Source organism: Bacillus sp. FJAT-14266 (assembly GCF_001719225.1).
In the GTDB taxonomy this organism is placed as follows: Bacteria; Bacillota; Bacilli; order Bacillales; family Bacillaceae; genus Bacillus; species Bacillus subtilis.
Genome location: NZ_CP017072.1, coordinates 72,129 through 98,870 on the forward strand (window position 1 = coordinate 72,129; position 26,742 = coordinate 98,870).

The window sequence follows — 26,742 nt, forward strand, 5'->3', positions numbered from 1 at the left end:
GCCTCAGGCAAAAATGTATGAATCTATTCTACCACCAAATAGACCCGGCATCAAAACAAGTTAGCCTTTTTGTATCAGTACTGTCGCCTGAGCCGCTATTCCTTCCGCCCGGCCTGTAAATCCAAGTTTTTCTGTCGTTGTTGCTTTTACATTTACTTGAGAAACATCTGCCTCAAGGCCTTCAGCAATTCTTTTTCTCATATCTTCTATGTACGGCAGCATCTTCGGCTTTTGCGCTATGATGGTGCAATCAATGTTCCCAAGGACATACCCCTTCTGTTTCACGATTCCCCAGACATGCTGAAGTAATTTGAAAGAATCTGCGTCCTTGAACTCGGGATCTGTGTCAGGAAAATGCTTGCCGATGTCTCCTTCACCCACAGCTCCCAGGCAGGCGTCAGCGACAGTATGCAGCAATACGTCTGCATCAGAATGGCCAAGCAGCCCTTTTTCGTACGGGATTTCAATTCCGCCAATAATGAGAGGACGGCCCTCCACTAATTGATGCACATCAAATCCTTGTCCAATTCTAAACATGTTTATTCCCACTTTCTGATTCCATGATAGCTTCAGCTGACGTCAAATCGTCTGGCGTCGTCAGCTTAATATTTGTATAGCTGCCTTCTACAACACGGACCGAACCGCCCTCCATCTGTTCAACGAGGCTGGCGTCATCCGTCCCTAAAAATCCCTTGCGCTCGGCCTCAGCGTGAGCCTTCATCAATAAAGAAAGACGAAAAGCTTGTGGCGTTTGGACAGCCCACAAGCTTGAACGTTCAATCGTCTCACTGACTTGTAAATCTTGAACGCGTTTAATCGTATCTTTTACCGGAACAGCAAGGATGGCCGCTCCTGTCTGTTCCGCCTCTGCGATCAGTTCGTCAATTTGTTCATGTTTTATAAATGGGCGGGCACCGTCATGTACAAGGACAATCTTTTCCTGCTTTACGGCTTTCAGCCCCTTATACACACTGTGCTGACGCTCTTCTCCGCCTGCAACAAGCTCAATTGAAGTTTGGAACGGGTAATCGGACAGCAAGTGTTGAAAGTGCTCCCGCTCCTGCTCGTTAATCACCAAAATGATTTTATCGCACTGCCGGTGGCTGTCAAACACTCTTAACGTGTGTATGATCACCGGGTCTCCCTTCAGATCAATGAACAGTTTATTTCTCCCTGCCTTCATCCGCTTTCCCTGTCCGGCTGCAGGAATCACCACATCATAACTCATTGTTTCTTCTCCCTTTACAGCGCCTTCTCCAACAGCTTAGGCTTCGCAAAAATCATTCGTCCCGCTGCTGTCTGCAGCACACTTGTGACGAGTACATCAATATGCTTGCCGATATAATTTCGTCCTTCTTCAACGACAATCATCGTACCGTCATCCAAGTAGGCAACTCCCTGATTATGCTCTTTCCCGTCCTTAATGACCTGAACATTCATTTCCTCGCCAGGAAGCACAACAGGCTTGACCGCATTGGCAAGGTCATTAATGTTTAATACTGCTACCTTCTGAAGCTCGCACACTTTATTTAAATTAAAATCATTCGTCACAACGACCCCGGATGTCAGCTTAGCAAGTTTGACGAGCTTGCTGTCAACCTCCTGAATATCTTCAAAGTCGCCTTCGTAAATTTCAACTTCAATGTCTAATTCTTTCTGAATGCGGTTCAGGATATCAAGACCGCGGCGTCCTCTGTTTCGTTTTAAAACATCTGAAGAGTCTGCAATATGCTGCAATTCCTCAAGGACAAACTGCGGAATCACGATAACTCCCTCTAAAAAACCAGTCTGACAAATATCTGCTATTCTCCCATCAATAATAACACTAGTGTCCAAAATTTTCAGCTTCTTGTCTTGAACCTCATGTTCTTCATCAGCTGTTCCTTTTTTCTTTTGCATTCTGGCGGAAATGGAAAACAGGCTGATCAATTCATCCTTTTTCTTAAAGCCCACCTGGAAGCCGAGATAACCGAGGAAGAAAGCCAAAAATACAGGAATTATTGTGCTGAATATGCGGTAAGGTATATTGTCTAAAGGAATAACATTTACGATAAGATAAGCAATTATAAGTCCAAAAACTAAGCCAAGACTTCCAAATAACAAATCTGGAACCGGCGCTTTTAACAATGAATCCTCTATCCACTTCACCCAGTTCACAACGTATTCTGTACCCCATATACTGATGAGAAAAAAGATAATTGCTCCTATTGCCGCAGACGTATATGCGTTTGTTATTAAAGGTATGTCCTGTATATTTAACAGTACAAACAATTCAGGTATCAAAAATATACCAACAACGCCGCCAAAAATAATGAAGAACGCCTGAACTATTCGTTTTAACATACCCCCACCTCCTTTTTTAACATTTTAATTTCACAAAGTCTTATGCATCCTACGAATATCAGAATAAACAAAAACCAACATTAATATACCCGTATTCATAAGGTTTTAACCGAAATCACAGTTGTCTGTCTAAATAATGCTTCTCTTGCAGGCGTTTTAATCCTTTTTTGATTTTTTGGGCTCGTACTTCACCGATTCCCTCTACTTCATCTAATTCTTCTGCACTCGCCTCAATAATCCTTGGCAGGACTCCAAATGCTTCTACAACATTTTCAACAATCGGCATCGGAAGACGCGGTATCTTATTTAACAGCCTGTATCCTCTCGGCAATACATAATCATCAAGATTAGTAGAAGCAGGGTAACCGAGAAGCTTATACACAATGGAATCATCCAGCAGATCATAACTGGACATATCCTGCAGCTCCTTCAAGAGAACAAACGGATCTTTAATCTTTTCTTTTACATAGTCCTTAATAAATAAAGCGGCCTCTTCTTCCATATCCGTAATCAATTCAATGACTTGCAGTTTGATCAGATGCCCTTCTGTCCCCAGCTCTTTGATATACATATTAATTTCGTTTTTGATTCTCAGTACCATTTCATAACGATGCATGACAGACAAGACATCACTGAAGGTAACAAGTTCCTCAAACTCTAACGCGTTCAGTGCATTAATCGTTTTATCGAGGATTGTCTTATATTTTTCAAGTGTTTGAATGGCTTGGTTCGCCTTGGTTAAAATAAATCCTATGTCTTTTAGTGTATACTTCATGTTTTCCTGATATAACGTTATGACATTTCTTCTTTCAGAAATGGCGATTACAAGACAGCCAGTTTGCTTAGCTACTCTTTCGGCAGTTCTGTGCCGCATTCCTGTTTCTGATGAAGAAATTGTGGCATCCGGCATCAGCTGAGTATTCGCGTATAGGATCTTTTGACCAGAATCACTTAAAATGATCGCTCCATCCATTTTAGCCAGCTCATATAAATGCGCCGGAGAAAAAGCCGTGTTTATGTGAAAGCCGCCGTCCACCACTTCTTTTACTTTATCATTATATCCAACAACAATCAGACCGCCTGTATTTGCTCTCAAGACGTTTTCCATCCCCGCTCTGAGCGGTGTACCCGGAGCAACAAACTGCAATATAGATGACAGGTCTAACTCGTGTTTCGCCCCTTTTTTCTCTTTTTCCATCTATTATCCTCCTAATGAAGTACGAAGCGCTTCTGCAACATTTGCTACTCCGATAACCTCAATCCCTTTTGGTTTTGTCCATCCATCCAGATTTGCCGCGGGTATGATCATGCGTTTAAAACCAAGCTTTGCCGCTTCTTTCACACGCTGTTCAATTCTTGAAACCCGCCGGACTTCTCCGGTTAATCCCACTTCTCCAATAAAACAATCTGCAGGATTTGGAGGTGTGTCTCTAAAGCTTGATGCAATACTAATCACAATCGCAAGATCAATTGCCGGTTCATCAAGCTTAACGCCGCCAGCCACTTTCAAATAAGCATCCTGATTTTGCAGCAGCAGTCCAACTCTTTTTTCTAACACAGCCATTAACAGAGAAACCCTGTTATGGTCTATTCCCGTTGCCATACGCCTTGGGTTGCCAAAACTTGTTGGCGAGATGAGTGCCTGAATTTCAACGAGAATCGGTCTAGTGCCCTCCATAGAGGCAGTGATACTCGAGCCTGCGGAACCAGCAGAGCGTTCTTCTAAGAAAATTTCCGAAGGATTCAAAACCTCAGTGAGCCCCTCTTCCCGCATTTCGAAAATGCCCATTTCGTTTGTAGATCCGAAACGGTTTTTTACAGCCCGCAAAATACGGAAAGTATGGTGGCGTTCTCCTTCAAAATATAAAACAGTGTCAACCATATGCTCCAACAGTCTCGGACCTGCAATAGACCCTTCTTTCGTCACGTGCCCTACGATAAAAATCGGAATACCTTTTGTTTTTGCAATTTTCATCAGCTCAGCGGTACATTCTCTGACCTGTGACACACTGCCTGGAGCAGATGTAATATCGCTTTGGTAAACCGTTTGAATAGAGTCAACAACGACAAACGATGGATTCATCTCTTGTATAGCAGACGAAATATACTCCATATCGGTTTCAGATAAAACATGCAGTGACGGATTATTAATGCCGAGACGGTCTGCTCGCAGCTTCGTTTGCTTTACAGATTCTTCTCCCGAAATATACAGGACACTGTTTGATGAGCCTGATAATTGAGCGGAAACCTGCAGTAATAGCGTTGACTTTCCGATACCAGGATCACCGCCAATTAAAACGAGGGAGCCTTTAACGACACCTCCGCCGAGTACTCTGTTAAACTCGCCAAGCTGGGTTTTGACGCGGGGTTCTTCTGATGTTTCGATTGATGTAATAGGTGAAGGTTTCTGTACAGTTTGAACAGAATGAGAAAAAGCCGCTCTCCGATTGGCCGGTGCTTTTTTAATCATTTCTTCCACCATTGTATTCCAAGCACCACAGCCCGGACATTTCCCCATCCATTTTGGAGACTCGTAGCCGCAGGATTGGCAGATGAACTTCGATTTTGTTTTAGCCATATATAGTGTAAGACCTCTCCCTTGTTCTATTTCTTGATATGAAAGTGAGGCATACACTTACATGCTGTATGCCTCATTTCCGTCTTCTATATTAATTCGTTTTAGCAGTCGTTTTTACGACAAATTCGCCATCTTCTACATCAAGAACAATATGCTGTCCTTTATGAATATTTCCTCTGAGGAGTTCTTCAGATAAACGATCCTCGACATGTTTTTGGATCGCTCTTCTTAACGGACGGGCACCGTATTCCAGGTCAACGCCCTCTTCCGCGACTTTCGCTTTTGCAGCATCTGTCAATTCGATAGAAAGATCTTGTTCTTTCAGGCGTTTCGTTAATTGATCAGACATTAATGACACAATTTCAGTAAGATGTTTTTTCTCAAGTGAATGGAAGACAATGATTTCATCAATACGGTTGATGAACTCAGGTCTGAACGCTCGTTTCAATTCACCCATCACTTTATCTTTCATGTCTTTATGATTTTGAGTTTCATCCTGAACGTTAAAGCCGACATATTTATTGCGTTTCAGCTCACTTGCTCCGACGTTTGATGTCATGATCAGAATGGTATTGCGGAAATCGACTGTGCGTCCTTTAGAATCAGTCAATCGCCCGTCTTCAAGAACTTGCAGAAGGATATTGAAGACATCAGGGTGCGCTTTCTCGATCTCATCAAGAAGCACGACAGAGTAAGGTTTTCTTCTGACTTTCTCTGTCAATTGACCGCCTTCATCATATCCCACATATCCCGGAGGTGAACCAACAAGTCTTGAAGTTGAGTGTTTTTCCATGTATTCAGACATGTCAATTCTGATCATGGATTCTTCATCGCCAAAAATGGATTCAGCAAGTGCTCGTGCAAGTTCTGTTTTACCTACACCTGTAGGGCCTAAGAAAATGAATGAGCCGATTGGGCGTTTAGGATCTTTCAACCCTGCTCTCGCACGTCTGACGGCTTTTGCAACAGCTACAACTGCCTCATCCTGGCCGATGACGCGGGAATGAAGAATGTTTTCCATATTGAGAAGCTTATCAGTTTCAGTTTGGGCGATTTTAGATACAGGCACACCGGTCCAGCTGGATACAACCATCGCAATATCATCCACAGTAACCTCTGAGTTTTCCTGCCCTTGCTTCTCTTTCCATGATTTCTTCGTATCCTCTACTTGCTCGCGCAGGCGTTGTTCAGTATCACGCAAGGAAGCAGCTTTTTCAAACTCTTGGCTTTGCACTGCCGCATCCTTCTCTTTACGAACCTCATCAAGCTTCTGCTCAAGCTCTTTTAAGTTAGGAGGCGTTGTAAATGAGCGCAGTCTCACCTTTGAACCTGCTTCATCGATCAAGTCAATTGCTTTATCCGGAAGGAAGCGGTCAGAAATATATCTGTCAGAAAGCTTAACCGCAGCTTCAATGGCATCATCAGTGATAGAAACGCGGTGGTGGGCTTCGTATCTGTCACGCAGACCTTGTAAAATTTGAATACTTTCATCTACAGATGGCTGATCAACCTGAATCGGCTGAAAACGGCGTTCCAGTGCTGCATCTTTTTCAATATATTTACGGTACTCATCAAGAGTCGTTGCACCAATACATTGGAGTTCACCGCGAGCAAGTGAAGGTTTTAAAATATTAGATGCATCAATAGCACCTTCTGCTCCGCCTGCCCCGATTAATGTATGGAGCTCATCGATGAATAGAATGATATTTCCTGCCTGGCGAATTTCATCCATGACCTTCTTCAGGCGATCCTCAAATTCTCCGCGGTATTTTGTGCCGGCAACAACTGTTCCCATGTCTAATGTCATCACACGTTTATCACGCAAAATTTCGGGCACTTCATTATTGATAATTTGCTGTGCCAAACCTTCTGCGATAGCCGTTTTACCTACACCTGGTTCCCCAATGAGAACAGGGTTGTTTTTCGTTCTGCGGCTTAACACTTCAATGACACGCTGGATCTCCTTGCTTCTGCCGATTACAGGATCAAGGCTGTCTTCCTTCGCAATAGCAGTTAAGTCTCTTGCCAAGCTGTCGAGCGTAGGCGTATTCGCATTGCTGTTTGTTCCTGCCGCTGATGATCCTGTTTCATTACTTCCTAGAAGCTGGAGCACCTGCTGTCTTGCTTTATTTAAGCTGACACCGAGATTATTCAGAACTCTCGCAGCAACACCTTCTCCTTCACGAATCAGACCAAGAAGAATATGTTCTGTTCCAACATAAGAATGACCGAGTTTTCTTGCCTCATCCATTGAAAGCTCAATGACTTTTTTAGCTCTAGGAGTATAATGAATCGTTTGAGACATTTCCTGCCCGCGCCCGATCAAACTTTCTACTTCTTTCTGAATTTTTTCTGAACCGAGTCCAAGCGCTTGAAGAGCTTTAGCAGCAATGCCCTCTCCTTCTCTTACCAGTCCTAATAAAATATGCTCAGTGCCAATGTTATTATGACCTAACCGAAGTGCTTCTTCCTGTGCTAGCGCCAGTACTTTTTGAGCTCGTTCTGTAAATCTTCCAAACATCATATCGATTCATCCTCCTGTCTTTTCCCATTCATTTCTAAGTGAAGCCGTTCTCTGATGAGAGCCGCTCTTCGAATGTCCCTTTCGTTCGGACGCAAAGCGCCTCCCGAGTATTGCTGTAAAAATCCTGGCTGCGTCAAAATCATAAGTTCGTTAAGTATGTTGCTTGAAAGTCCTTTTATAATGCCTAGGTCTATGCCTAACCGAACATCTGAAAGGCACTTTGCAGTTTCTTTCGATTCTATCATCCGGCAATTAGACAAGACCCCATAAGACCGATATACCCGATCCTCAAGTTCGATTTTAGAAGTTTGATAAATCGCTTCTCGGGCAGATCGTTCTTGTTCAATCAACTGAGCAGCAACACTGTTAAGATCCTCTACAATATCCTGCTCTGACTTACCAAGCGTGATCTGATTTGAAATTTGAAAGATATTCCCTACTGCTTCGCTGCCTTCCCCATAAATTCCTCTAACAACTAAGCCTAATTGATTAATTGCCGGTATAATTCGATTTATTTGCCTAGTTAAAACCAGCGCCGGCAGATGCATCATGACCGAAGCCCTTAAACCTGTACCTACGTTTGTAGGACAGCTGGTTAAGTATCCTCTTTGCTCATTGAATGCATAATCAACTTTTTCTTCAATCCAGTCGTCGACCTGGTTTGCGGCTTTCATTGCTTCTAAAAGCTGAAATCCAGGGAAAAGACATTGAATTCTAATATGGTCCTCTTCATTTAGCATGACGCTTACTTCCTCATTTTCAGAAAGCAAACAGCCGCCAAAAGGAGACTCTGTCAGATTCGGACTGATTAGATGTTTTTCAACAAGTACACGCTTCTCTAAAGGCTGTGCATCATTCATTCTAATCAAAACAAATTTGCCGATTCCGGGAATTTCTTGCTCTGAAAACTGATCTTCAAATTGCTGTATGATGGATGAGGCTTCTTCATTGGAATACCGCGTAGGGAACCGAATATGCTCAAAGTTCCTTGCTAAACGTATGCGGCTGCTGAGTACAATGTCACTTTCAGGTCCTTTCTGCTTCATCCAACTGCTTAGTGCGTCCTGAATAAAATGCTTTAGCGACATTACTCCTGTTCCTCCTCACTATCTGTACTTTTGAGTGATTGTTCTAATGAACGAATTTGATCTCTTACATGAGCTGCATTTTCAAATTCTTCTTGATGGATTAAGGATTCCAATTCCTTTTTTAGCATATCAATCTGCCGTCTGACATGAAGATTGCCGCCTATTCGTTTCGGTATCTTACCTGCATGCACAGTGTTTCCGCTGTGCACTTTACGTAGGATTGGTGTAATGTTGCTATGAAATGTTTTGTAACATTCAGAACATCCAAAACGGCCAATTTTTCTGAATTGCTGAAAAGTCATTCCGCATTTCGGACAAGCAGATATTTGCTCCGAGTGACTGAACATTTGAGTTCCTGCATTTTGAAATGAAGAATCCATGTTCAGTAAACCCGAAAGTAAATTATGAATAGAGAAACCCTGGTTTGCACTTATACCATATGAATCACTATTTTCTTTGGCACATTGTTCACAAATATGAACTTCTATTTTTTCTCCGTTAACAACCTTTGTAAAGTGAAAAGTGGCTGGTCTCTCGTGGCACTCTTGACAAATCAATCTTTTCACCCGCTTATTTTAATTTTAAAGAAGTCAGCATTGCCTTCATCATTCTCGCTCTTAATTCATCACGTTCAGGTAAGTCAATGTGTAAAACTGAGCGGTCCATTACGCTGACCATCATTTTTGCTTCTCTTTCTGAAATTACCTTGTCTTCTAATAGCCTTAAAATAATGTCATCAGAGGCTGCTTGAGACAAATGGGTATTAATTTGAGAAATTATATTATTGATCAGGACAACTTCATTGTTCATTTTAATTTTAATGATTCTGATGTAACCGCCGCCCCCGCGTTTGCTCTCAACAATATATCCTCTTTCGCTTGTAAATCTGGTGTTGATGACATAATTTATTTGGGAAGGAACGCATTGAAATTTATCTGCAATTTCACTTCGTTTAATCTCTAAAATTTCCTTGCCATTTTGATCTAACACTCGTTTTAAATATTGTTCAATGATGTCAGAAATATTATGTCCCACTCAACCCCCTCCTTTACTGACTTTGACTATATTTGACTTTAATCTTACTATAAGCCGTTTCTTGAGAATTTTCAACTTTCTCGCTCTATCCTTTATTATTTCCATTTTCCCGGTCCACAAAACCTGATTGCTGATTTAAAATTCGGTATAAAGTTATTATATTATACAGTTAAGTGGAATTTTATGATACCAATAAACCAAAATACAAAAAACCCAGCTCAATGAGCTGGGTTTAAGCTTGCTTGGCGGCGTCCTACTCTCACAGGGGGAAACCCCCGACTACCATCGGCGCTGAAGAGCTTAACTTCCGTGTTCGGTATGGGAACGGGTGTGACCTCTTCGCTATCGCCACCAAACAATTTGAGAGTATTCTCTCAAAACTAGATAACAGGTGTGACATCATTCAAAAATATGGTTAAGTCCTCGATCGATTAGTATCTGTCAGCTCCATGTGTCGCCACACTTCCACCTCAGACCTATCAACCTGATCATCTTTCAGGGATCTTACTTCCTTGCGGAATGGGAAATCTCATCTTGAGGGGGGCTTCATGCTTAGATGCTTTCAGCACTTATCCCGTCCGCACATAGCTACCCAGCGATGCCCTTGGCAGAACAACTGGTACACCAGCGGTGCGTCCATCCCGGTCCTCTCGTACTAAGGACAGCTCCTCTCAAATTTCCTGCGCCCGCGACGGATAGGGACCGAACTGTCTCACGACGTTCTGAACCCAGCTCGCGTACCGCTTTAATGGGCGAACAGCCCAACCCTTGGGACCGACTACAGCCCCAGGATGCGATGAGCCGACATCGAGGTGCCAAACCTCCCCGTCGATGTGGACTCTTGGGGGAGATAAGCCTGTTATCCCCGGGGTAGCTTTTATCCGTTGAGCGATGGCCCTTCCATGCGGAACCACCGGATCACTAAGCCCGACTTTCGTCCCTGCTCGACTTGTAGGTCTCGCAGTCAAGCTCCCTTGTGCCTTTACACTCTGCGAATGATTTCCAACCATTCTGAGGGAACCTTTGGGCGCCTCCGTTACCTTTTAGGAGGCGACCGCCCCAGTCAAACTGCCCACCTGACACTGTCTCCCCGCCCGATAAGGGCGGCGGGTTAGAAGGTCAATACAGCCAGGGTAGTATCCCACCGATGCCTCCACCGAAGCTGGCGCTCCGGTTTCCAAGGCTCCTACCTATCCTGTACAAGCTGTACCAACATTCAATATCAGGCTGCAGTAAAGCTCCACGGGGTCTTTCCGTCCTGTCGCGGGTAACCTGCATCTTCACAGGTACTATAATTTCACCGAGTCTCTCGTTGAGACAGTGCCCAGATCGTTGCGCCTTTCGTGCGGGTCGGAACTTACCCGACAAGGAATTTCGCTACCTTAGGACCGTTATAGTTACGGCCGCCGTTTACTGGGGCTTCAATTCGCACCTTCGCTTACGCTAAGCGCTCCTCTTAACCTTCCAGCACCGGGCAGGCGTCAGCCCCTATACTTCGCCTTACGGCTTCGCAGAGACCTGTGTTTTTGCTAAACAGTCGCCTGGGCCTATTCACTGCGGCTCTCTCGGGCTTGCACCCTAACAGAGCACCCCTTCTCCCGAAGTTACGGGGTCATTTTGCCGAGTTCCTTAACGAGAGTTCTCTCGATCACCTTAGGATTCTCTCCTCGCCTACCTGTGTCGGTTTGCGGTACGGGCACCTCTCACCTCGCTAGAGGCTTTTCTTGGCAGTGTGGAATCAGGAACTTCGCTACTATATTTCGCTCGCCATCACAGCTCAGCCTTATGGGAAACGGATTTGCCTATTTCCCAGCCTAACTGCTTGGACGCGGATATCCAATACCGCGCTTACCCTATCCTCCTGCGTCCCCCCATTGCTCAAATGGTGAGGAGGTGGTACAGGAATATCAACCTGTTGTCCATCGCCTACGCCTTTCGGCCTCGGCTTAGGTCCCGACTAACCCTGAGCGGACGAGCCTTCCTCAGGAAACCTTAGGCATTCGGTGGAGGGGATTCTCACCCCTCTTTCGCTACTCATACCGGCATTCTCACTTCTAAGCGCTCCACCAGTCCTTCCGGTCTGGCTTCACAGCCCTTAGAACGCTCTCCTACCACTGTTCGAAGAACAGTCCGCAGCTTCGGTGATACGTTTAGCCCCGGTACATTTTCGGCGCAGAGTCACTCGACCAGTGAGCTATTACGCACTCTTTAAATGGTGGCTGCTTCTAAGCCAACATCCTGGTTGTCTAAGCAACTCCACATCCTTTTCCACTTAACGTATACTTTGGGACCTTAGCTGGCGGTCTGGGCTGTTTCCCTTTCGACTACGGATCTTATCACTCGCAGTCTGACTCCCAAGGATAAGTCATTGGCATTCGGAGTTTGACTGAATTCGGTAACCCGGTAGGGGCCCCTAGTCCAATCAGTGCTCTACCTCCAAGACTCTTACCTTGAGGCTAGCCCTAAAGCTATTTCGGAGAGAACCAGCTATCTCCAGGTTCGATTGGCATTTCACCCCTACCCACACCTCATCCCCGCACTTTTCAACGTGCGTGGGTTCGGGCCTCCATTCAGTGTTACCTGAACTTCACCCTGGACATGGGTAGATCACCTGGTTTCGGGTCTACGACCACGTACTCATGCGCCCTATTCAGACTCGCTTTCGCTGCGGCTCCGCATCTTCTGCTTAACCTTGCACGGGATCGTAACTCGCCGGTTCATTCTACAAAAGGCACGCCATCACCCGTTAACGGGCTCTGACTACTTGTAGGCACACGGTTTCAGGATCTCTTTCACTCCCCTTCCGGGGTGCTTTTCACCTTTCCCTCACGGTACTGGTTCACTATCGGTCACTAGGGAGTATTTAGCCTTGGGAGATGGTCCTCCCGGATTCCGACGGAATTTCACGTGTTCCGCCGTACTCAGGATCCACTCAGGAGAGAACGAAGTTTTGACTACAGGGCTGTTACCTCCTATGGCGGGCCTTTCCAGACCTCTTCATCTACCTCGTTCCTTTGTAACTCCGTACAGAGTGTCCTACAACCCCAAGAGGCAAGCCTCTTGGTTTGGGCTAATCCCGTTTCGCTCGCCGCTACTCAGGGAATCGCATTTGCTTTCTCTTCCTCCGGGTACTTAGATGTTTCAGTTCCCCGGGTCTGCCTTCTCATATCCTATGAATTCAGATATGGATACCACTCCATTACGAGTGGTGGGTTTCCCCATTCGGAAATCTCCGGATCAAAGCTTGCTTACAGCTCCCCGAAGCATATCGGTGTTCGTCCCGTCCTTCATCGGCTCCTAGTGCCAAGGCATCCACCGTGCGCCCTTTCTAACTTAACCGTTAAAAAGAATCACTATGTGATATCTTGTGTTACTAATTGAATGTGATGTCTACTGTTATCTAGTTTTCAAAGAACACGTTTCGAAGGAATGATCCTTCAAAACTAAACAAGACAGGGAACGTTCTGCTTATAAGACCCAAGGTCTTATATTCCGTATAATATCCTTAGAAAGGAGGTGATCCAGCCGCACCTTCCGATACGGCTACCTTGTTACGACTTCACCCCAATCATCTGTCCCACCTTCGGCGGCTGGCTCCTAAAAGGTTACCTCACCGACTTCGGGTGTTACAAACTCTCGTGGTGTGACGGGCGGTGTGTACAAGGCCCGGGAACGTATTCACCGCGGCATGCTGATCCGCGATTACTAGCGATTCCAGCTTCACGCAGTCGAGTTGCAGACTGCGATCCGAACTGAGAACAGATTTGTGGGATTGGCTTAACCTCGCGGTTTCGCTGCCCTTTGTTCTGTCCATTGTAGCACGTGTGTAGCCCAGGTCATAAGGGGCATGATGATTTGACGTCATCCCCACCTTCCTCCGGTTTGTCACCGGCAGTCACCTTAGAGTGCCCAACTGAATGCTGGCAACTAAGATCAAGGGTTGCGCTCGTTGCGGGACTTAACCCAACATCTCACGACACGAGCTGACGACAACCATGCACCACCTGTCACTCTGCCCCCGAAGGGGACGTCCTATCTCTAGGATTGTCAGAGGATGTCAAGACCTGGTAAGGTTCTTCGCGTTGCTTCGAATTAAACCACATGCTCCACCGCTTGTGCGGGCCCCCGTCAATTCCTTTGAGTTTCAGTCTTGCGACCGTACTCCCCAGGCGGAGTGCTTAATGCGTTAGCTGCAGCACTAAGGGGCGGAAACCCCCTAACACTTAGCACTCATCGTTTACGGCGTGGACTACCAGGGTATCTAATCCTGTTCGCTCCCCACGCTTTCGCTCCTCAGCGTCAGTTACAGACCAGAGAGTCGCCTTCGCCACTGGTGTTCCTCCACATCTCTACGCATTTCACCGCTACACGTGGAATTCCACTCTCCTCTTCTGCACTCAAGTTCCCCAGTTTCCAATGACCCTCCCCGGTTGAGCCGGGGGCTTTCACATCAGACTTAAGAAACCGCCTGCGAGCCCTTTACGCCCAATAATTCCGGACAACGCTTGCCACCTACGTATTACCGCGGCTGCTGGCACGTAGTTAGCCGTGGCTTTCTGGTTAGGTACCGTCAAGGTACCGCCCTATTCGAACGGTACTTGTTCTTCCCTAACAACAGAGCTTTACGATCCGAAAACCTTCATCACTCACGCGGCGTTGCTCCGTCAGACTTTCGTCCATTGCGGAAGATTCCCTACTGCTGCCTCCCGTAGGAGTCTGGGCCGTGTCTCAGTCCCAGTGTGGCCGATCACCCTCTCAGGTCGGCTACGCATCGTTGCCTTGGTGAGCCGTTACCTCACCAACTAGCTAATGCGCCGCGGGTCCATCTGTAAGTGGTAGCCGAAGCCACCTTTTATGTTTGAACCATGCGGTTCAAACAACCATCCGGTATTAGCCCCGGTTTCCCGGAGTTATCCCAGTCTTACAGGCAGGTTACCCACGTGTTACTCACCCGTCCGCCGCTAACATCAGGGAGCAAGCTCCCATCTGTCCGCTCGACTTGCATGTATTAGGCACGCCGCCAGCGTTCGTCCTGAGCCAGGATCAAACTCTCCGATAAAGTAGTTTGACTGACTACGCACATCGCTGTGCGATTTTTTAAAAACTGAATTAACAGGTACGTTTTGTCTTGTTTAGTTTTCAAAGATCATTTTGTTTGCTTTGTTAAAGCAACTTTATTAGTATACAACGTCACTTCTTCAAAGTCAACAACTTTTTAAAAACTTTTGGTGGAGCCTAGCGGGATCGAACCGCTGACCTCCTGCGTGCAAAGCAGGCGCTCTCCCAGCTGAGCTAAGGCCCCATAAAAAATGGTCGGGAAGACAGGATTCGAACCTGCGACCCCATGGTCCCAAACCATGTGCTCTACCAAGCTGAGCTACTTCCCGATTTCCCATCTATTCTATTAAAAGATATGGCGCGCCCGAGAGGAGTCGAACCCCTAACCTTTTGATCCGTAGTCAAACGCTCTATCCAATTGAGCTACGGGCGCAAAACATAATGCCGAGGGCCGGACTTGAACCGGCACGGTAGTCACCTACCGCAGGATTTTAAGTCCTGTGTGTCTGCCAATTCCACCACCCCGGCGTGGATGGTATAGTTGGAGCGGAAGACGGGATTCGAACCCGCGACCCCCACCTTGGCAAGGTGGTGTTCTACCACTGAACTACTTCCGCAGACAGGATGTCCAGTTTTTCTAACTGTTATCCTATATAATGCGGGTGAAGGGACTTGAACCCCCACGTCATAAAGACACTAGATCCTAAGTCTAGCGCGTCTGCCAATTCCGCCACACCCGCGTAAAATGGTGAGCCATGAAGGACTCGAACCTTCGACCCTCTGATTAAAAGTCAGATGCTCTACCAACTGAGCTAATGGCTCTTCTTACAAGAGACTTGAATATTATATCATATAAAAGTGGTGCCGGCAAGAGGACTTGAACCCCCAACCTACTGATTACAAGTCAGTTGCTCTACCAATTGAGCTACACCGGCATAATGGTGGAGGATGACGGGCTCGAACCGCCGACCCTCTGCTTGTAAGGCAGATGCTCTCCCAGCTGAGCTAATCCTCCATAATTACACTAACGTGCAATTGCTTGGCGGCGTCCTACTCTCACAGGGGGAAACCCCCGACTACCATCGGCGCTGAAGAGCTTAACTTCCGTGTTCGGTATGGGAACGGGTGTGACCTCTTCGCTATCGCCACCAAACAATTTGAGAGTATTCTCTCAAAACTAGATAACAGGTGTGACATCATTCAAAAATATGGTTAAGTCCTCGATCGATTAGTATCTGTCAGCTCCATGTGTCGCCACACTTCCACCTCAGACCTATCAACCTGATCATCTTTCAGGGATCTTACTTCCTTGCGGAATGGGAAATCTCATCTTGAGGGGGGCTTCATGCTTAGATGCTTTCAGCACTTATCCCGTCCGCACATAGCTACCCAGCGATGCCCTTGGCAGAACAACTGGTACACCAGCGGTGCGTCCATCCCGGTCCTCTCGTACTAAGGACAGCTCCTCTCAAATTTCCTGCGCCCGCGACGGATAGGGACCGAACTGTCTCACGACGTTCTGAACCCAGCTCGCGTACCGCTTTAATGGGCGAACAGCCCAACCCTTGGGACCGACTACAGCCCCAGGATGCGATGAGCCGACATCGAGGTGCCAAACCTCCCCGTCGATGTGGACTCTTGGGGGAGATAAGCCTGTTATCCCCGGGGTAGCTTTTATCCGTTGAGCGATGGCCCTTCCATGCGGAACCACCGGATCACTAAGCCCGACTTTCGTCCCTGCTCGACTTGTAGGTCTCGCAGTCAAGCTCCCTTGTGCCTTTACACTCTGCGAATGATTTCCAACCATTCTGAGGGAACCTTTGGGCGCCTCCGTTACCTTTTAGGAGGCGACCGCCCCAGTCAAACTGCCCACCTGACACTGTCTCCCCGCCCGATAAGGGCGGCGGGTTAGAAGGTCAATACAGCCAGGGTAGTATCCCACCGATGCCTCCACCGAAGCTGGCGCTCCGGTTTCCAAGGCTCCTACCTATCCTGTACAAGCTGTACCAACATTCAATATCAGGCTGCAGTAAAGCTCCACGGGGTCTTTCCGTCCTGTCGCGGGTAACCTGCATCTTCACAGGTACTATAATTTCACCGAGTCTCTCGTTGAGACAGTGCCCAGATCGTTGCGCCTTTCGTGCGGGTCGGAACTTACCCGACAAGGAATTTCGCTACCTTAGGACCGTTATAGTTACGGCCGCCGTTTACTGGGGCTTCAATTCGCACCTTCGCTTACGCTAAGCGCTCCTCTTAACCTTCCAGCACCGGGCAGGCGTCAGCCCCTATACTTCGCCTTACGGCTTCGCAGAGACCTGTGTTTTTGCTAAACAGTCGCCTGGGCCTATTCACTGCGGCTCTCTCGGGCTTGCACCCTAACAGAGCACCCCTTCTCCCGAAGTTACGGGGTCATTTTGCCGAGTTCCTTAACGAGAGTTCTCTCGATCACCTTAGGATTCTCTCCTCGCCTACCTGTGTCGGTTTGCGGTACGGGCACCTCTCACCTCGCTAGAGGCTTTTCTTGGCAGTGTGGAATCAGGAACTTCGCTACTATATTTCGCTCGCCATCACAGCTCAGCCTTATGGGAAACGGATTTGCCTATTTCCCAGCCTAACTGCTTGGACGCGGATATCCAATACCGCGCTTACCCTATCCTCCTGCGTCCCCCCATTGCTCAAATGGTGAGGAGGTGGTACAGGAATATCAACCTGTTGTCCATCGCCTACGCCTTTCGGCCTCGGCTTAGGTCCCGACTAACCCTGAGCGGACGAGCCTTCCTCAGGAAACCTTAGGCATTCGGTGGAGGGGATTCTCACCCCTCTTTCGCTACTCATACCGGCATTCTCACTTCTAAGCGCTCCACCAGTCCTTCCGGTCTGGCTTCACAGCCCTTAGAACGCTCTCCTACCACTGTTCGAAGAACAGTCCGCAGCTTCGGTGATACGTTTAGCCCCGGTACATTTTCGGCGCAGAGTCACTCGACCAGTGAGCTATTACGCACTCTTTAAATGGTGGCTGCTTCTAAGCCAACATCCTGGTTGTCTAAGCAACTCCACATCCTTTTCCACTTAACGTATACTTTGGGACCTTAGCTGGCGGTCTGGGCTGTTTCCCTTTCGACTACGGATCTTATCACTCGCAGTCTGACTCCCAAGGATAAGTCATTGGCATTCGGAGTTTGACTGAATTCGGTAACCCGGTAGGGGCCCCTAGTCCAATCAGTGCTCTACCTCCAAGACTCTTACCTTGAGGCTAGCCCTAAAGCTATTTCGGAGAGAACCAGCTATCTCCAGGTTCGATTGGCATTTCACCCCTACCCACACCTCATCCCCGCACTTTTCAACGTGCGTGGGTTCGGGCCTCCATTCAGTGTTACCTGAACTTCACCCTGGACATGGGTAGATCACCTGGTTTCGGGTCTACGACCACGTACTCATGCGCCCTATTCAGACTCGCTTTCGCTGCGGCTCCGCATCTTCTGCTTAACCTTGCACGGGATCGTAACTCGCCGGTTCATTCTACAAAAGGCACGCCATCACCCGTTAACGGGCTCTGACTACTTGTAGGCACACGGTTTCAGGATCTCTTTCACTCCCCTTCCGGGGTGCTTTTCACCTTTCCCTCACGGTACTGGTTCACTATCGGTCACTAGGGAGTATTTAGCCTTGGGAGATGGTCCTCCCGGATTCCGACGGAATTTCACGTGTTCCGCCGTACTCAGGATCCACTCAGGAGAGAACGAAGTTTTGACTACAGGGCTGTTACCTCCTATGGCGGGCCTTTCCAGACCTCTTCATCTACCTCGTTCCTTTGTAACTCCGTACAGAGTGTCCTACAACCCCAAGAGGCAAGCCTCTTGGTTTGGGCTAATCCCGTTTCGCTCGCCGCTACTCAGGGAATCGCATTTGCTTTCTCTTCCTCCGGGTACTTAGATGTTTCAGTTCCCCGGGTCTGCCTTCTCATATCCTATGAATTCAGATATGGATACCACTCCATTACGAGTGGTGGGTTTCCCCATTCGGAAATCTCCGGATCAAAGCTTGCTTACAGCTCCCCGAAGCATATCGGTGTTCGTCCCGTCCTTCATCGGCTCCTAGTGCCAAGGCATCCACCGTGCGCCCTTTCTAACTTAACCGTTAAAAAGAATCACTATGTGATATCTTGTGTTACTAATTGAATGTGATGTCTACTGTTATCTAGTTTTCAAAGAACACGTTTCGAAGGAATGATCCTTCAAAACTAAACAAGACAGGGAACGTTCTGCTTATAAGACCCAAGGTCTTATATTCCGTATAATATCCTTAGAAAGGAGGTGATCCAGCCGCACCTTCCGATACGGCTACCTTGTTACGACTTCACCCCAATCATCTGTCCCACCTTCGGCGGCTGGCTCCTAAAAGGTTACCTCACCGACTTCGGGTGTTACAAACTCTCGTGGTGTGACGGGCGGTGTGTACAAGGCCCGGGAACGTATTCACCGCGGCATGCTGATCCGCGATTACTAGCGATTCCAGCTTCACGCAGTCGAGTTGCAGACTGCGATCCGAACTGAGAACAGATTTGTGGGATTGGCTTAACCTCGCGGTTTCGCTGCCCTTTGTTCTGTCCATTGTAGCACGTGTGTAGCCCAGGTCATAAGGGGCATGATGATTTGACGTCATCCCCACCTTCCTCCGGTTTGTCACCGGCAGTCACCTTAGAGTGCCCAACTGAATGCTGGCAACTAAGATCAAGGGTTGCGCTCGTTGCGGGACTTAACCCAACATCTCACGACACGAGCTGACGACAACCATGCACCACCTGTCACTCTGCCCCCGAAGGGGACGTCCTATCTCTAGGATTGTCAGAGGATGTCAAGACCTGGTAAGGTTCTTCGCGTTGCTTCGAATTAAACCACATGCTCCACCGCTTGTGCGGGCCCCCGTCAATTCCTTTGAGTTTCAGTCTTGCGACCGTACTCCCCAGGCGGAGTGCTTAATGCGTTAGCTGCAGCACTAAGGGGCGGAAACCCCCTAACACTTAGCACTCATCGTTTACGGCGTGGACTACCAGGGTATCTAATCCTGTTCGCTCCCCACGCTTTCGCTCCTCAGCGTCAGTTACAGACCAGAGAGTCGCCTTCGCCACTGGTGTTCCTCCACATCTCTACGCATTTCACCGCTACACGTGGAATTCCACTCTCCTCTTCTGCACTCAAGTTCCCCAGTTTCCAATGACCCTCCCCGGTTGAGCCGGGGGCTTTCACATCAGACTTAAGAAACCGCCTGCGAGCCCTTTACGCCCAATAATTCCGGACAACGCTTGCCACCTACGTATTACCGCGGCTGCTGGCACGTAGTTAGCCGTGGCTTTCTGGTTAGGTACCGTCAAGGTACCGCCCTATTCGAACGGTACTTGTTCTTCCCTAACAACAGAGCTTTACGATCCGAAAACCTTCATCACTCACGCGGCGTTGCTCCGTCAGACTTTCGTCCATTGCGGAAGATTCCCTACTGCTGCCTCCCGTAGGAGTCTGGGCCGTGTCTCAGTCCCAGTGTGGCCGATCACCCTCTCAGGTCGGCTACGCATCGTCGCCTTGGTGAGCCGTTACCTCACCAACTAGCTAATGCGCCGCGGGTCCATCTGTAAGTGGTAGCCGAAGCCACCTTTTATGTTTGAACCATGCGGTTCAAACAACCATCCGGTATTAGCCCCGGTTTCCCGGAGTTATCCCAGTCTTACAGGCAGGTTACCCACGTGTTACTCACCCGTCCGCCGCTAACATCCGGGAGCAAGCTCCCATCTGTCCGCTCGACTTGCATGTATTAGGCACGCCGCCAGCGTTCGTCCTGAGCCAGGATCAAACTCTCCGATAAAGTAGTTTGACTGACTACGCACATCGCTGTGCGATTTTTAAAAACTGAATTAACAGGTACGTTTTGTCTTGTTTAGTTTTCAAAGATCATTTTGTCCACTTCGTTCAAGCGACTTTATTATTATAACTCGTTGACTCAGTGAAGTCAATAACTTTTTTTGAAGTTCTTTTTTTCGTTATCGCCTTGTTTAGCGGCAACGAATAATAATATACCACCTAGTAAATAATAGTGCAATAGTTTTTTTGAAGAAATACTAAGGAATTTAAAAAGAGCGGCATCCTTTCTCTATGGAGGATACCGCTCTTCTTTATTAGCGTTGTCTCATTTGCGGGAATAACAGCACATCGCGAATAGAAGGGGCATTCGTCATCAGCATAACCAGACGGTCGATACCGATGCCTAAACCTCCTGTTGGCGGCATACCGTATTCCAGAGCTTCAACAAAGTCTTCATCCATTAGATGAGCTTCATCATTACCGGCTTCACGCTCTTTTAATTGCGCTTCAAAGCGTTCTCTTTGATCAATAGGATCATTCAGCTCTGTAAACGCGTTGGCATGTTCACGGCCAACGATAAACAGCTCAAAACGGTCTGTAAAACGCGGGTCCTCAGGGTTTTTCTTAGCAAGAGGAGAAATTTCTACAGGATGCCCGTAAATAAACGTTGGCTGAATAAGCGTTTCTTCAATTTTTTGTTCGAAGAATTCGTTGATGATATGCCCTACTGTCATAGAATCTTTAATTTCTACACCATGTTCTTTTGCATATTCACGCGCCTGCTCAACAGTAACCTCTTCCCAGAAATCAACGCCAGTCGCTTCTTTGACTGCGTCAACCATATGAATTCTTTTCCACTCCGGTTTAAGGTCGATTTGCTCTTCCCCGTATTGAATCGTAGTTGTGCCAAGCACTTCTTGGGCGATATGAGCGACAAGGTTTTCAGTTAAGCTCATGATATCTTTATAGTCCGCATATGCTTCATATAACTCAATCATTGTAAATTCAGGGTTATGGCGTGTAGAGACACCTTCGTTACGGAAAACACGGCCGATTTCATATACTTTTTCTAAACCGCCGACAATTAGACGTTTTAGGTGCAGTTCGATAGCAATACGCATATAGAGTGGAATGTCTAACGCGTTGTGGTGAGTGATAAACGGACGTGCAGAAGCTCCCCCAGGAATGCTGTGCATTGTAGGTGTTTCTACTTCTAAGTATCCATGATCATCAAGGTATCTTCTCATAGCTTGAATGATCTTGCTTCGTGTAATAAACGTATGTTTGCTGTCTGGGTTTACGATAAGATCCAGGTAGCGCTGACGGTAGCGCTGCTCAACGTCTTTTAAACCATGGTATTTGTCAGGAAGCGGACGAAGCGCTTTTGTCAGCAATTCAAAGGAAGTTGCTTTAACAGACAATTCGCCTACATTTGTTTTGAAGACTTTTCCGGTTACGCCGATAAGATCACCGAGGTCAGAAGACTTGAAGATTTCATATTGGTCGTCACCGACACTGTCTTTTCTTACGTAGATTTGGATTTGGCCTTCTAAATCCTGAAGATGGGCAAAGCCGGCTTTTCCTTTGCCGCGTTTTGTCATCATGCGGCCTGCGATTGTAACTTCAATCGCTTTTTCTTCTAACTCTTCTTTGGTTAGATCTTGATATGCCGAAATAACTTCTTGAGACTGATGAGTTCTTTCAAAACGTGCGCCGAATGGATCGATGCCGTTATCTCTCAGCTGATTCATTTTATCGCGTCTGACTTGCAGCTGATCATTCAATTCTTCATGGTTATGCTCTTCTTGACTCATTGTTATCACTCCATTACAGATATTGTTTCATGAAAAAAGCAGAAAAACTGCCAGCGTAAAACTAGCAGTGAGCAGCAAATAGAGGTGAGTATTATCCTACTTTTGCATTTTGAAGCTCTTTTGCCTCAACTTCAACCGTAAATGCATCTAAAAGCTGTACAAACTCTTCTCTCGTCTCGCAATGATTGATTTCATTACGAACGTTCGCATTGCCTTTCACGCCTTTCAGATACCATGCAGCGTGCTTTCTCATTTCTCTTACCGCTACGTTTTCACCTTTTAAGTCAATCAGGCGGTCAAGATGCAGTTTGCATACGGCCATTTTTTCGCGTACTTGCGGCTCTTCTTTTAATTCACCTGTTTCAAGATACTGAACCGTACGGTAAATCATCCACGGGTTGCCCAATGCAGCGCGTCCGATCATGACCCCGTCTACTCCTGTCTCATCGAGCATACGCTTAGCATCCTGCGGTGTCTTAACATCGCCGTTTCCGATAACCGGAATCGATACTGATTGTTTTACTTCTTTGATGATATCCCAGTTTGCCGTTCCTTCGTACATCTGCACTCTCGTACGGCCGTGAAGCGCAACTGCTTTACCGCCCGCACGTTCTACAGCCTGTGCATTTTTCACTGCGAAAATGTGGTCTTCATCCCAGCCCATTCTCATTTTCACTGTAACTGGTTTATTAACAGCATCCACTACTGCAGAAACCATTTCGTAAATCTTATCAGGATCGAGAAGCCATTTGGCTCCCGCATCGCATTTTGTAATCTTCGGCACGGGACATCCCATGTTAATATCAATGATATCAGCAGTTGTGTTTTGGTCTACAAACTTCGCCGCTTCCACAAGGGTTTCCTTTTTTCCTCCGAAAATTTGAAGGCTCAGTGGTTTCTCACGTTCATCAATATAAAGCATACCCATTGTTCTTGCATTGTTGTAAAGGATCGCTTTGTCACTGACCATTTCAGCACATACCAATCCGGCTCCGAATTCCTTTACAGTCAATCTGAACGCAGAGTTGCAGACACCAGCCATAGGTGCGAGCACAACCCGGTTTTTCAATTGAATATCTCCGATTTTGAACAATTTTTCTCCTCCTTTCATTTGTTCTATTTTTCTGGCGGCGCCAATTCGTCCGCACTTATATTTAAAACATCTGCTGCATCTTGAATGATGGCAGCTGACGGCAATCGGTTTCCGCGTTCAATTTCGCCGAGAATAGAAACTGATATACCTAATGCTTTTGCAAATCCTTCTTGAGTATAACCTTTCAGCTTTCTGAATGCACGAATTCGTCTACCCCAGATTTCTGCTTCCATACTCTTACACCTTCTTGGTCTGTTTCGGCGCTTGTAGCCTCTTTTTCAACCTGCTGGCAAATTTCCGCAAGCGGCGCAAGGACAAACAAACGCTCATACATTCTCGGATGCGGAACAATTAGTTGCTCTGTTTCAATATTTTCACGATTAAATAACAAAATGTCAAGGTCTGCCGTCCGCGGCCCCCATCTTACTTCCCTTGTTCTGCCTAATTCATTTTCTATCTGCTGCGTCAGTTCAAGGAGTTGAAAAGGGTTCAGTGATGTCTTGATTTCAACAGCCATATTCAAAAATTGAGCTTGATCTTCGTATCCGACCGGGTCAGTTTCATAAATAGACGACACTTTAGTGACTGTCACCGCAGCATGCTGATGCAGTAAAGCCACTGCTTGCCTTAAATACGTTTCTCTATCTCCAATATTAGATCCAAGTGCAATATAAGCTATGTTGTTCATGACTTTTTTCTCGTAATTTCAATGGCTACTGATTTATAGTGTCCGGGAATTGGCGGGTCTGGCTTAATCACTTTCACCGTACATTGCTGAACAGGCTGAAATTTTTCGAGAACAGTGCCAGCAATACGTTCTGCCAGCGTTTCCACCAATTTTACAGGCTCCCCTTCCACGATATCTTTACATACGTGATAGAGTTCAGCATAGTTGATCGTTTGCTCAAGGTCGTCTGTTTGTCCAGCTTTGCTTAAATCCAGCTCAGCGGTTAAATCGACTTTAAACCGCTGGCCAAGTTTGTTTTCTTCTTTGAACACACCGTGATATCCGTAAAACTCCATACCTTCTACATAAACTTTATCCATGGTGCACCCCTCCCTTATTCAGCATCGCGTCCATCATTTTCGCCATTCTGGCAATTTGTTTTACATCATGGACCCTGACAATGTCACAGCCTTTTTGAATGCCGAGACACACAGTCGCGCCTGTGCCCTCAGCCCGCTCCTCAGGCGGAAGATCCAGAACACGTCCGATGAATCTTTTTCGGGAGGTTGCCAGAAGAACCGGATATCCCAGCCCGCTGAAAATCTCTAGTTTGTTCATCACTGCCAAGTTATCGTGATAGGTTTTCGCGAAACCGATACCGGGATCAAGAATAATGTTCTTCTCGTCTACTCCGGCATCAACAGCAATTTTTACACTCTCCATTAAGTCCGACAGCATATCCGGCAATAAGTCATTGTAGTTTCTTTCAGGGCGGTTATGCATGAGAACAATTGGAACATTATGTTCAGCTGCAACGGAAGCCATCTTCGGATCATGTTTAGCACCCCAAATATCATTGATAATGGATGCGCCGGCTTTCACTGCTTCATCTGCGACAGAAGCCTTGTACGTATCTACAGAAATAGGAACACCAAGCTCTTTCGTAATCCGCTCAATCACCGGAATGACTCTGGACATCTCCTCATCCTCAGATACGCACTCAGCGCCAGGCCTTGTCGATTCCCCTCCGATATCAATGATATGGGCACCATCATTGATCATCTCTTCCGCGTGCAGCAGCGCCTTGTCTAAGCTGTCATATTTTCCGCCGTCCGAGAAAGAGTCAGGCGTTACGTTTAAAATTCCCATCACCAGCGTCTTCTCTTTATATGATAAAGCGCTGGGCTTAGTGTGGATTACTTGTGTTTGATCTATTGTGTGCTGCGCCATGCTCTTCCTCCCTTTTCATGAATCATGTTCTTTATTTCTTTTTTGTATAACAATTGAAGAGCGGAGGTTGCTTCTCCGCTTTGGCTTCCATAGTTTACTTCTTCTATTTTAGTAAACGGGATGATTTCAAGAACCGAGTTCGTCATCCACGCTTCGTCAGCTGTCAAGAGAGCTTCTGGCTCATATCGGCCCGTTTTGAGCTCCAGGCCGATATTCTTTGCATTTTCTATGATAAAACGTCTCGTGACGCCGTCCAGAATACCAGTATCAAGCGATGGCGTATAGATACAGCGACCTTTTCTCCAGAAGACATTAGATATGATACCCTCTGCAACAGCTCCATCCTCCGTTAGGAAAATTCCCTCGACACGTGGATCATTTCCAATTTCCCGTTTCGCATACATATTATTTAGATAATGATGAGATTTTAACCGGAACGATCCCTCAGGAGTGTTTCTCCGTATCGATAAAACCTTCCCTTCTTTTTGCAAAGGAAGGCTTTCTGGTTTCAGCTGATTCACAAAGCATAAAACGGTCGGCTTATCATACGTCTGGGCGACAAAGCCTTTATCGCTGATCCCCGCTGATATGTTCAGTCTGACGCGGGCATTGCCATCCTTGATATCATTTAGCTTAAGCAGCTTGTCCAGCATCTCAAGGATCTCATGCTTTGAAACAGTATATTCGATTTGCAGATCCTTAAGCGCGCGTTCAAGCCTTTCTATATGCCAATCAAGCAAAAACGGGCAGCCTTCGTAGAGCCTGAAGGTTTCGAATACACCGATCCCATATAAAAACCCATGGTCAAAAGGAGAAAGAACTGCATCTTTCTCCTCCATATACCGGCCGTTCACATATATCATCACGCAATAACTTCCTTGCGATATGTCTCAATAAAATTTCTGAGCATTTCTTTCCCAAAGGAGGTCATAATAGACTCTGGGTGAAATTGCACGCCCTCTATCGGGAGGTCATTGTGGCGAATAGCCATGATTTCTCCTTCTTTCGTTTGTGCTGTTACTGTAAAACAGTTTGGCAGCGTCTCAGGTTTTACGATCAGCGAGTGGTATCGCGTCGCAACAAGGGGGTTTTTCAACCCTTCAAAAATGGTTTTGCCGTCATGCTCGATATCCGAGGTTTTCCCGTGCATAAGCCGTTCTGCCCTAACAACGTCGCCACCGAACACTTGTGCGATGGACTGATGTCCGAGACATACACCGAAAATAGGAATTTTCCCTGCGAAATGTTTAATTGCTTCGAGGCTGATTCCCGCCTCATCAGGGCTGCACGGTCCGGGAGATATCATCAGAAAGTCCGGAGACAGTTCTTCAATTTCTTCGATTGTGATGCTATCATTGCGTTTCACAACCAGCTCTTCCCCAAGCTCGCCCAAATACTGTACCAAGTTGTACGTGAATGAATCGTAGTTATCAATCATTAAAATCATTTCTCCGCTCACC

Annotated in this window: 17 protein-coding genes, 9 tRNA genes and 6 rRNA genes; all 32 read right to left on the reverse strand. The window is 46.8% G+C overall.

The features are described from left to right. Positions 1-60: 60 nt before the first annotated feature. The gene (gene ispF / locus BGM23_RS00450) at positions 61-537 is read right to left on the reverse strand and encodes a 2-C-methyl-D-erythritol 2,4-cyclodiphosphate synthase (protein WP_003225745.1); all 477 of its coding nucleotides are present in this window, start codon (positions 535-537) and stop codon (positions 61-63) included. After that, a complete protein-coding gene (ispD, locus tag BGM23_RS00455) occupies positions 530-1,228 on the reverse strand; it encodes a 2-C-methyl-D-erythritol 4-phosphate cytidylyltransferase (RefSeq protein ID WP_046664350.1) in 699 nt (232 codons plus the stop codon). The genes ispF and ispD overlap by 8 nt, the downstream gene beginning before the upstream one ends. Positions 1,229-1,242: 14 nt before the next feature. Next, entirely contained in the window at positions 1,243-2,343 is a 1,101-nt protein-coding gene (locus tag BGM23_RS00460; protein ID WP_003235014.1) for a PIN/TRAM domain-containing protein, read from the reverse strand. A gap of 115 nt (positions 2,344-2,458) precedes the next feature. Beyond that, a complete protein-coding gene (gene disA, locus BGM23_RS00465) occupies positions 2,459-3,541 on the reverse strand; it encodes a DNA integrity scanning diadenylate cyclase DisA (RefSeq protein ID WP_003225736.1) in 1,083 nt (360 codons plus the stop codon). Between the two features lie 3 nt (positions 3,542-3,544). Then, positions 3,545-4,921 carry a DNA repair protein RadA gene (gene radA / locus BGM23_RS00470; RefSeq protein ID WP_004399687.1) on the reverse strand — a complete coding sequence of 459 codons (1,377 nt, stop codon included), beginning with the start codon at positions 4,919-4,921 and terminating at the stop codon, positions 3,545-3,547. Between the two features lie 91 nt (positions 4,922-5,012). Then, a complete protein-coding gene (gene clpC / locus BGM23_RS00475) occupies positions 5,013-7,445 on the reverse strand; it encodes an ATP-dependent protease ATP-binding subunit ClpC (RefSeq protein ID WP_003235011.1) in 2,433 nt (810 codons plus the stop codon). Next, complete coding sequence (locus BGM23_RS00480) at positions 7,442-8,533, reverse strand: protein-arginine kinase McsB (RefSeq protein ID WP_003235007.1); 1,092 nt, start codon at positions 8,531-8,533, stop codon at positions 7,442-7,444. The genes clpC and BGM23_RS00480 overlap by 4 nt, the downstream gene beginning before the upstream one ends. Then, positions 8,533-9,090, reverse strand: coding sequence for a protein-arginine kinase activator protein McsA (mcsA, locus tag BGM23_RS00485; RefSeq protein ID WP_015252993.1), 558 nt, complete (start codon positions 9,088-9,090; stop codon positions 8,533-8,535). Before mcsA ends, BGM23_RS00480 begins: the two co-directional genes overlap by 1 nt. Before the next feature lie 13 nt (positions 9,091-9,103). Then, on the reverse strand, positions 9,104-9,568 hold the full coding sequence (ctsR, locus tag BGM23_RS00490; protein ID WP_003225724.1) for a transcriptional regulator CtsR: 465 nt from the start codon (positions 9,566-9,568) through the stop codon (positions 9,104-9,106). A 240-nt stretch (positions 9,569-9,808) separates the two neighbouring features. Beyond that, a 5S ribosomal RNA gene (gene rrf, locus BGM23_RS00500) occupies positions 9,809-9,924 on the reverse strand. A gap of 55 nt (positions 9,925-9,979) precedes the next feature. Then, a 23S ribosomal RNA gene (locus BGM23_RS00505) occupies positions 9,980-12,907 on the reverse strand. A gap of 170 nt (positions 12,908-13,077) precedes the next feature. Beyond that, positions 13,078-14,627, reverse strand: a 16S ribosomal RNA gene (locus BGM23_RS00510). Between the two features lie 167 nt (positions 14,628-14,794). Then, positions 14,795-14,870 (reverse strand) — tRNA-Ala (locus BGM23_RS00515). An 8-nt stretch (positions 14,871-14,878) separates the two neighbouring features. Then, a tRNA-Pro gene (locus BGM23_RS00520) sits at positions 14,879-14,955 on the reverse strand. Between the two features lie 27 nt (positions 14,956-14,982). Then, a tRNA-Arg gene (locus BGM23_RS00525) sits at positions 14,983-15,059 on the reverse strand. A gap of 9 nt (positions 15,060-15,068) precedes the next feature. Beyond that, a tRNA-Leu gene (locus BGM23_RS00530) sits at positions 15,069-15,154 on the reverse strand. Positions 15,155-15,168: 14 nt separating this feature from the next. After that, positions 15,169-15,243 (reverse strand) — tRNA-Gly (locus tag BGM23_RS00535). 40 nt (positions 15,244-15,283) lie between these two features. Beyond that, positions 15,284-15,366: transfer RNA gene (locus BGM23_RS00540), tRNA-Leu, on the reverse strand. 6 nt (positions 15,367-15,372) lie between these two features. Further along, a tRNA-Lys gene (locus BGM23_RS00545) sits at positions 15,373-15,448 on the reverse strand. Positions 15,449-15,485: 37 nt separating this feature from the next. Continuing rightward, a tRNA-Thr gene (locus BGM23_RS00550) sits at positions 15,486-15,561 on the reverse strand. Between the two features lie 4 nt (positions 15,562-15,565). After that, positions 15,566-15,641: transfer RNA gene (locus tag BGM23_RS00555), tRNA-Val, on the reverse strand. A 22-nt stretch (positions 15,642-15,663) separates the two neighbouring features. Continuing rightward, positions 15,664-15,779 (reverse strand): 5S ribosomal RNA (gene rrf / locus BGM23_RS00560). 55 nt (positions 15,780-15,834) lie between these two features. After that, a 23S ribosomal RNA gene (locus BGM23_RS00565) occupies positions 15,835-18,762 on the reverse strand. Positions 18,763-18,932: 170 nt separating this feature from the next. Further along, positions 18,933-20,482: ribosomal RNA gene (locus BGM23_RS00570) — 16S ribosomal RNA — on the reverse strand. Together the 16S, 23S and 5S rRNA genes with 9 tRNA genes alongside form the textbook arrangement of a ribosomal RNA operon. Before the next feature lie 310 nt (positions 20,483-20,792). Next, positions 20,793-22,292, reverse strand: coding sequence for a lysine--tRNA ligase (lysS, locus tag BGM23_RS00575; protein ID WP_029726382.1), 1,500 nt, complete (start codon positions 22,290-22,292; stop codon positions 20,793-20,795). 91 nt (positions 22,293-22,383) lie between these two features. After that, complete coding sequence (gene dusB / locus BGM23_RS00580; protein ID WP_014475588.1) at positions 22,384-23,385, reverse strand: tRNA dihydrouridine synthase DusB; 1,002 nt, start codon at positions 23,383-23,385, stop codon at positions 22,384-22,386. 23 nt (positions 23,386-23,408) lie between these two features. Then, positions 23,409-23,618, reverse strand: coding sequence for a helix-turn-helix domain-containing protein (locus BGM23_RS00585; protein WP_003226678.1), 210 nt, complete (start codon positions 23,616-23,618; stop codon positions 23,409-23,411). After that, on the reverse strand, positions 23,570-24,073 hold the full coding sequence (folK, locus tag BGM23_RS00590; protein ID WP_029726383.1) for a 2-amino-4-hydroxy-6-hydroxymethyldihydropteridine diphosphokinase: 504 nt from the start codon (positions 24,071-24,073) through the stop codon (positions 23,570-23,572). The genes BGM23_RS00585 and folK overlap by 49 nt, the downstream gene beginning before the upstream one ends. Beyond that, on the reverse strand, positions 24,070-24,432 hold the full coding sequence (folB, locus tag BGM23_RS00595; protein WP_014478613.1) for a dihydroneopterin aldolase: 363 nt from the start codon (positions 24,430-24,432) through the stop codon (positions 24,070-24,072). The genes folK and folB overlap by 4 nt, the downstream gene beginning before the upstream one ends. Beyond that, the gene (folP, locus tag BGM23_RS00600; protein WP_029317175.1) at positions 24,425-25,282 is read right to left on the reverse strand and encodes a dihydropteroate synthase; all 858 of its coding nucleotides are present in this window, start codon (positions 25,280-25,282) and stop codon (positions 24,425-24,427) included. The genes folB and folP overlap by 8 nt, the downstream gene beginning before the upstream one ends. After that, positions 25,264-26,145 carry an aminodeoxychorismate lyase gene (pabC, locus tag BGM23_RS00605; protein WP_029317176.1) on the reverse strand — a complete coding sequence of 294 codons (882 nt, stop codon included), beginning with the start codon at positions 26,143-26,145 and terminating at the stop codon, positions 25,264-25,266. Before pabC ends, folP begins: the two co-directional genes overlap by 19 nt. Then, on the reverse strand, positions 26,145-26,729 hold the full coding sequence (gene pabA / locus BGM23_RS00610) for an aminodeoxychorismate/anthranilate synthase component II (RefSeq protein ID WP_015715111.1): 585 nt from the start codon (positions 26,727-26,729) through the stop codon (positions 26,145-26,147). The genes pabC and pabA overlap by 1 nt, the downstream gene beginning before the upstream one ends. Positions 26,730-26,742: the final 13 nt, after the last annotated feature.

Coding starts and splice junctions, on each gene's coding strand:
- ispF (WP_003225745.1), bottom strand. CDS start 537: ATGTTTAGAATTGGACAAGGATTTGATGTGCATCAATTAGTGGAGGGC.
- disA (WP_003225736.1), bottom strand. CDS start 3,541: ATGGAAAAAGAGAAAAAAGGGGCGAAACACGAGTTAGACCTGTCATCT.
- BGM23_RS00480 (WP_003235007.1), bottom strand. CDS start 8,533: ATGTCGCTAAAGCATTTTATTCAGGACGCACTAAGCAGTTGGATGAAG.
- folB (WP_014478613.1), bottom strand. CDS start 24,432: ATGGATAAAGTTTATGTAGAAGGTATGGAGTTTTACGGATATCACGGT.
- folP (WP_029317175.1), bottom strand. CDS start 25,282: ATGGCGCAGCACACAATAGATCAAACACAAGTAATCCACACTAAGCCC.
- ispD (WP_046664350.1), bottom strand. CDS start 1,228: ATGAGTTATGATGTGGTGATTCCTGCAGCCGGACAGGGAAAGCGGATG.
- BGM23_RS00460 (WP_003235014.1), bottom strand. CDS start 2,343: ATGTTAAAACGAATAGTTCAGGCGTTCTTCATTATTTTTGGCGGCGTT.
- clpC (WP_003235011.1), bottom strand. CDS start 7,445: ATGATGTTTGGAAGATTTACAGAACGAGCTCAAAAAGTACTGGCGCTA.
- lysS (WP_029726382.1), bottom strand. CDS start 22,292: ATGAGTCAAGAAGAGCATAACCATGAAGAATTGAATGATCAGCTGCAA.
- radA (WP_004399687.1), bottom strand. CDS start 4,921: ATGGCTAAAACAAAATCGAAGTTCATCTGCCAATCCTGCGGCTACGAG.
- BGM23_RS00585 (WP_003226678.1), bottom strand. CDS start 23,618: ATGGAAGCAGAAATCTGGGGTAGACGAATTCGTGCATTCAGAAAGCTG.
- pabA (WP_015715111.1), bottom strand. CDS start 26,729: ATGATTTTAATGATTGATAACTACGATTCATTCACGTACAACTTGGTA.
- folK (WP_029726383.1), bottom strand. CDS start 24,073: ATGAACAACATAGCTTATATTGCACTTGGATCTAATATTGGAGATAGA.
- pabC (WP_029317176.1), bottom strand. CDS start 26,145: ATGATATATGTGAACGGCCGGTATATGGAGGAGAAAGATGCAGTTCTT.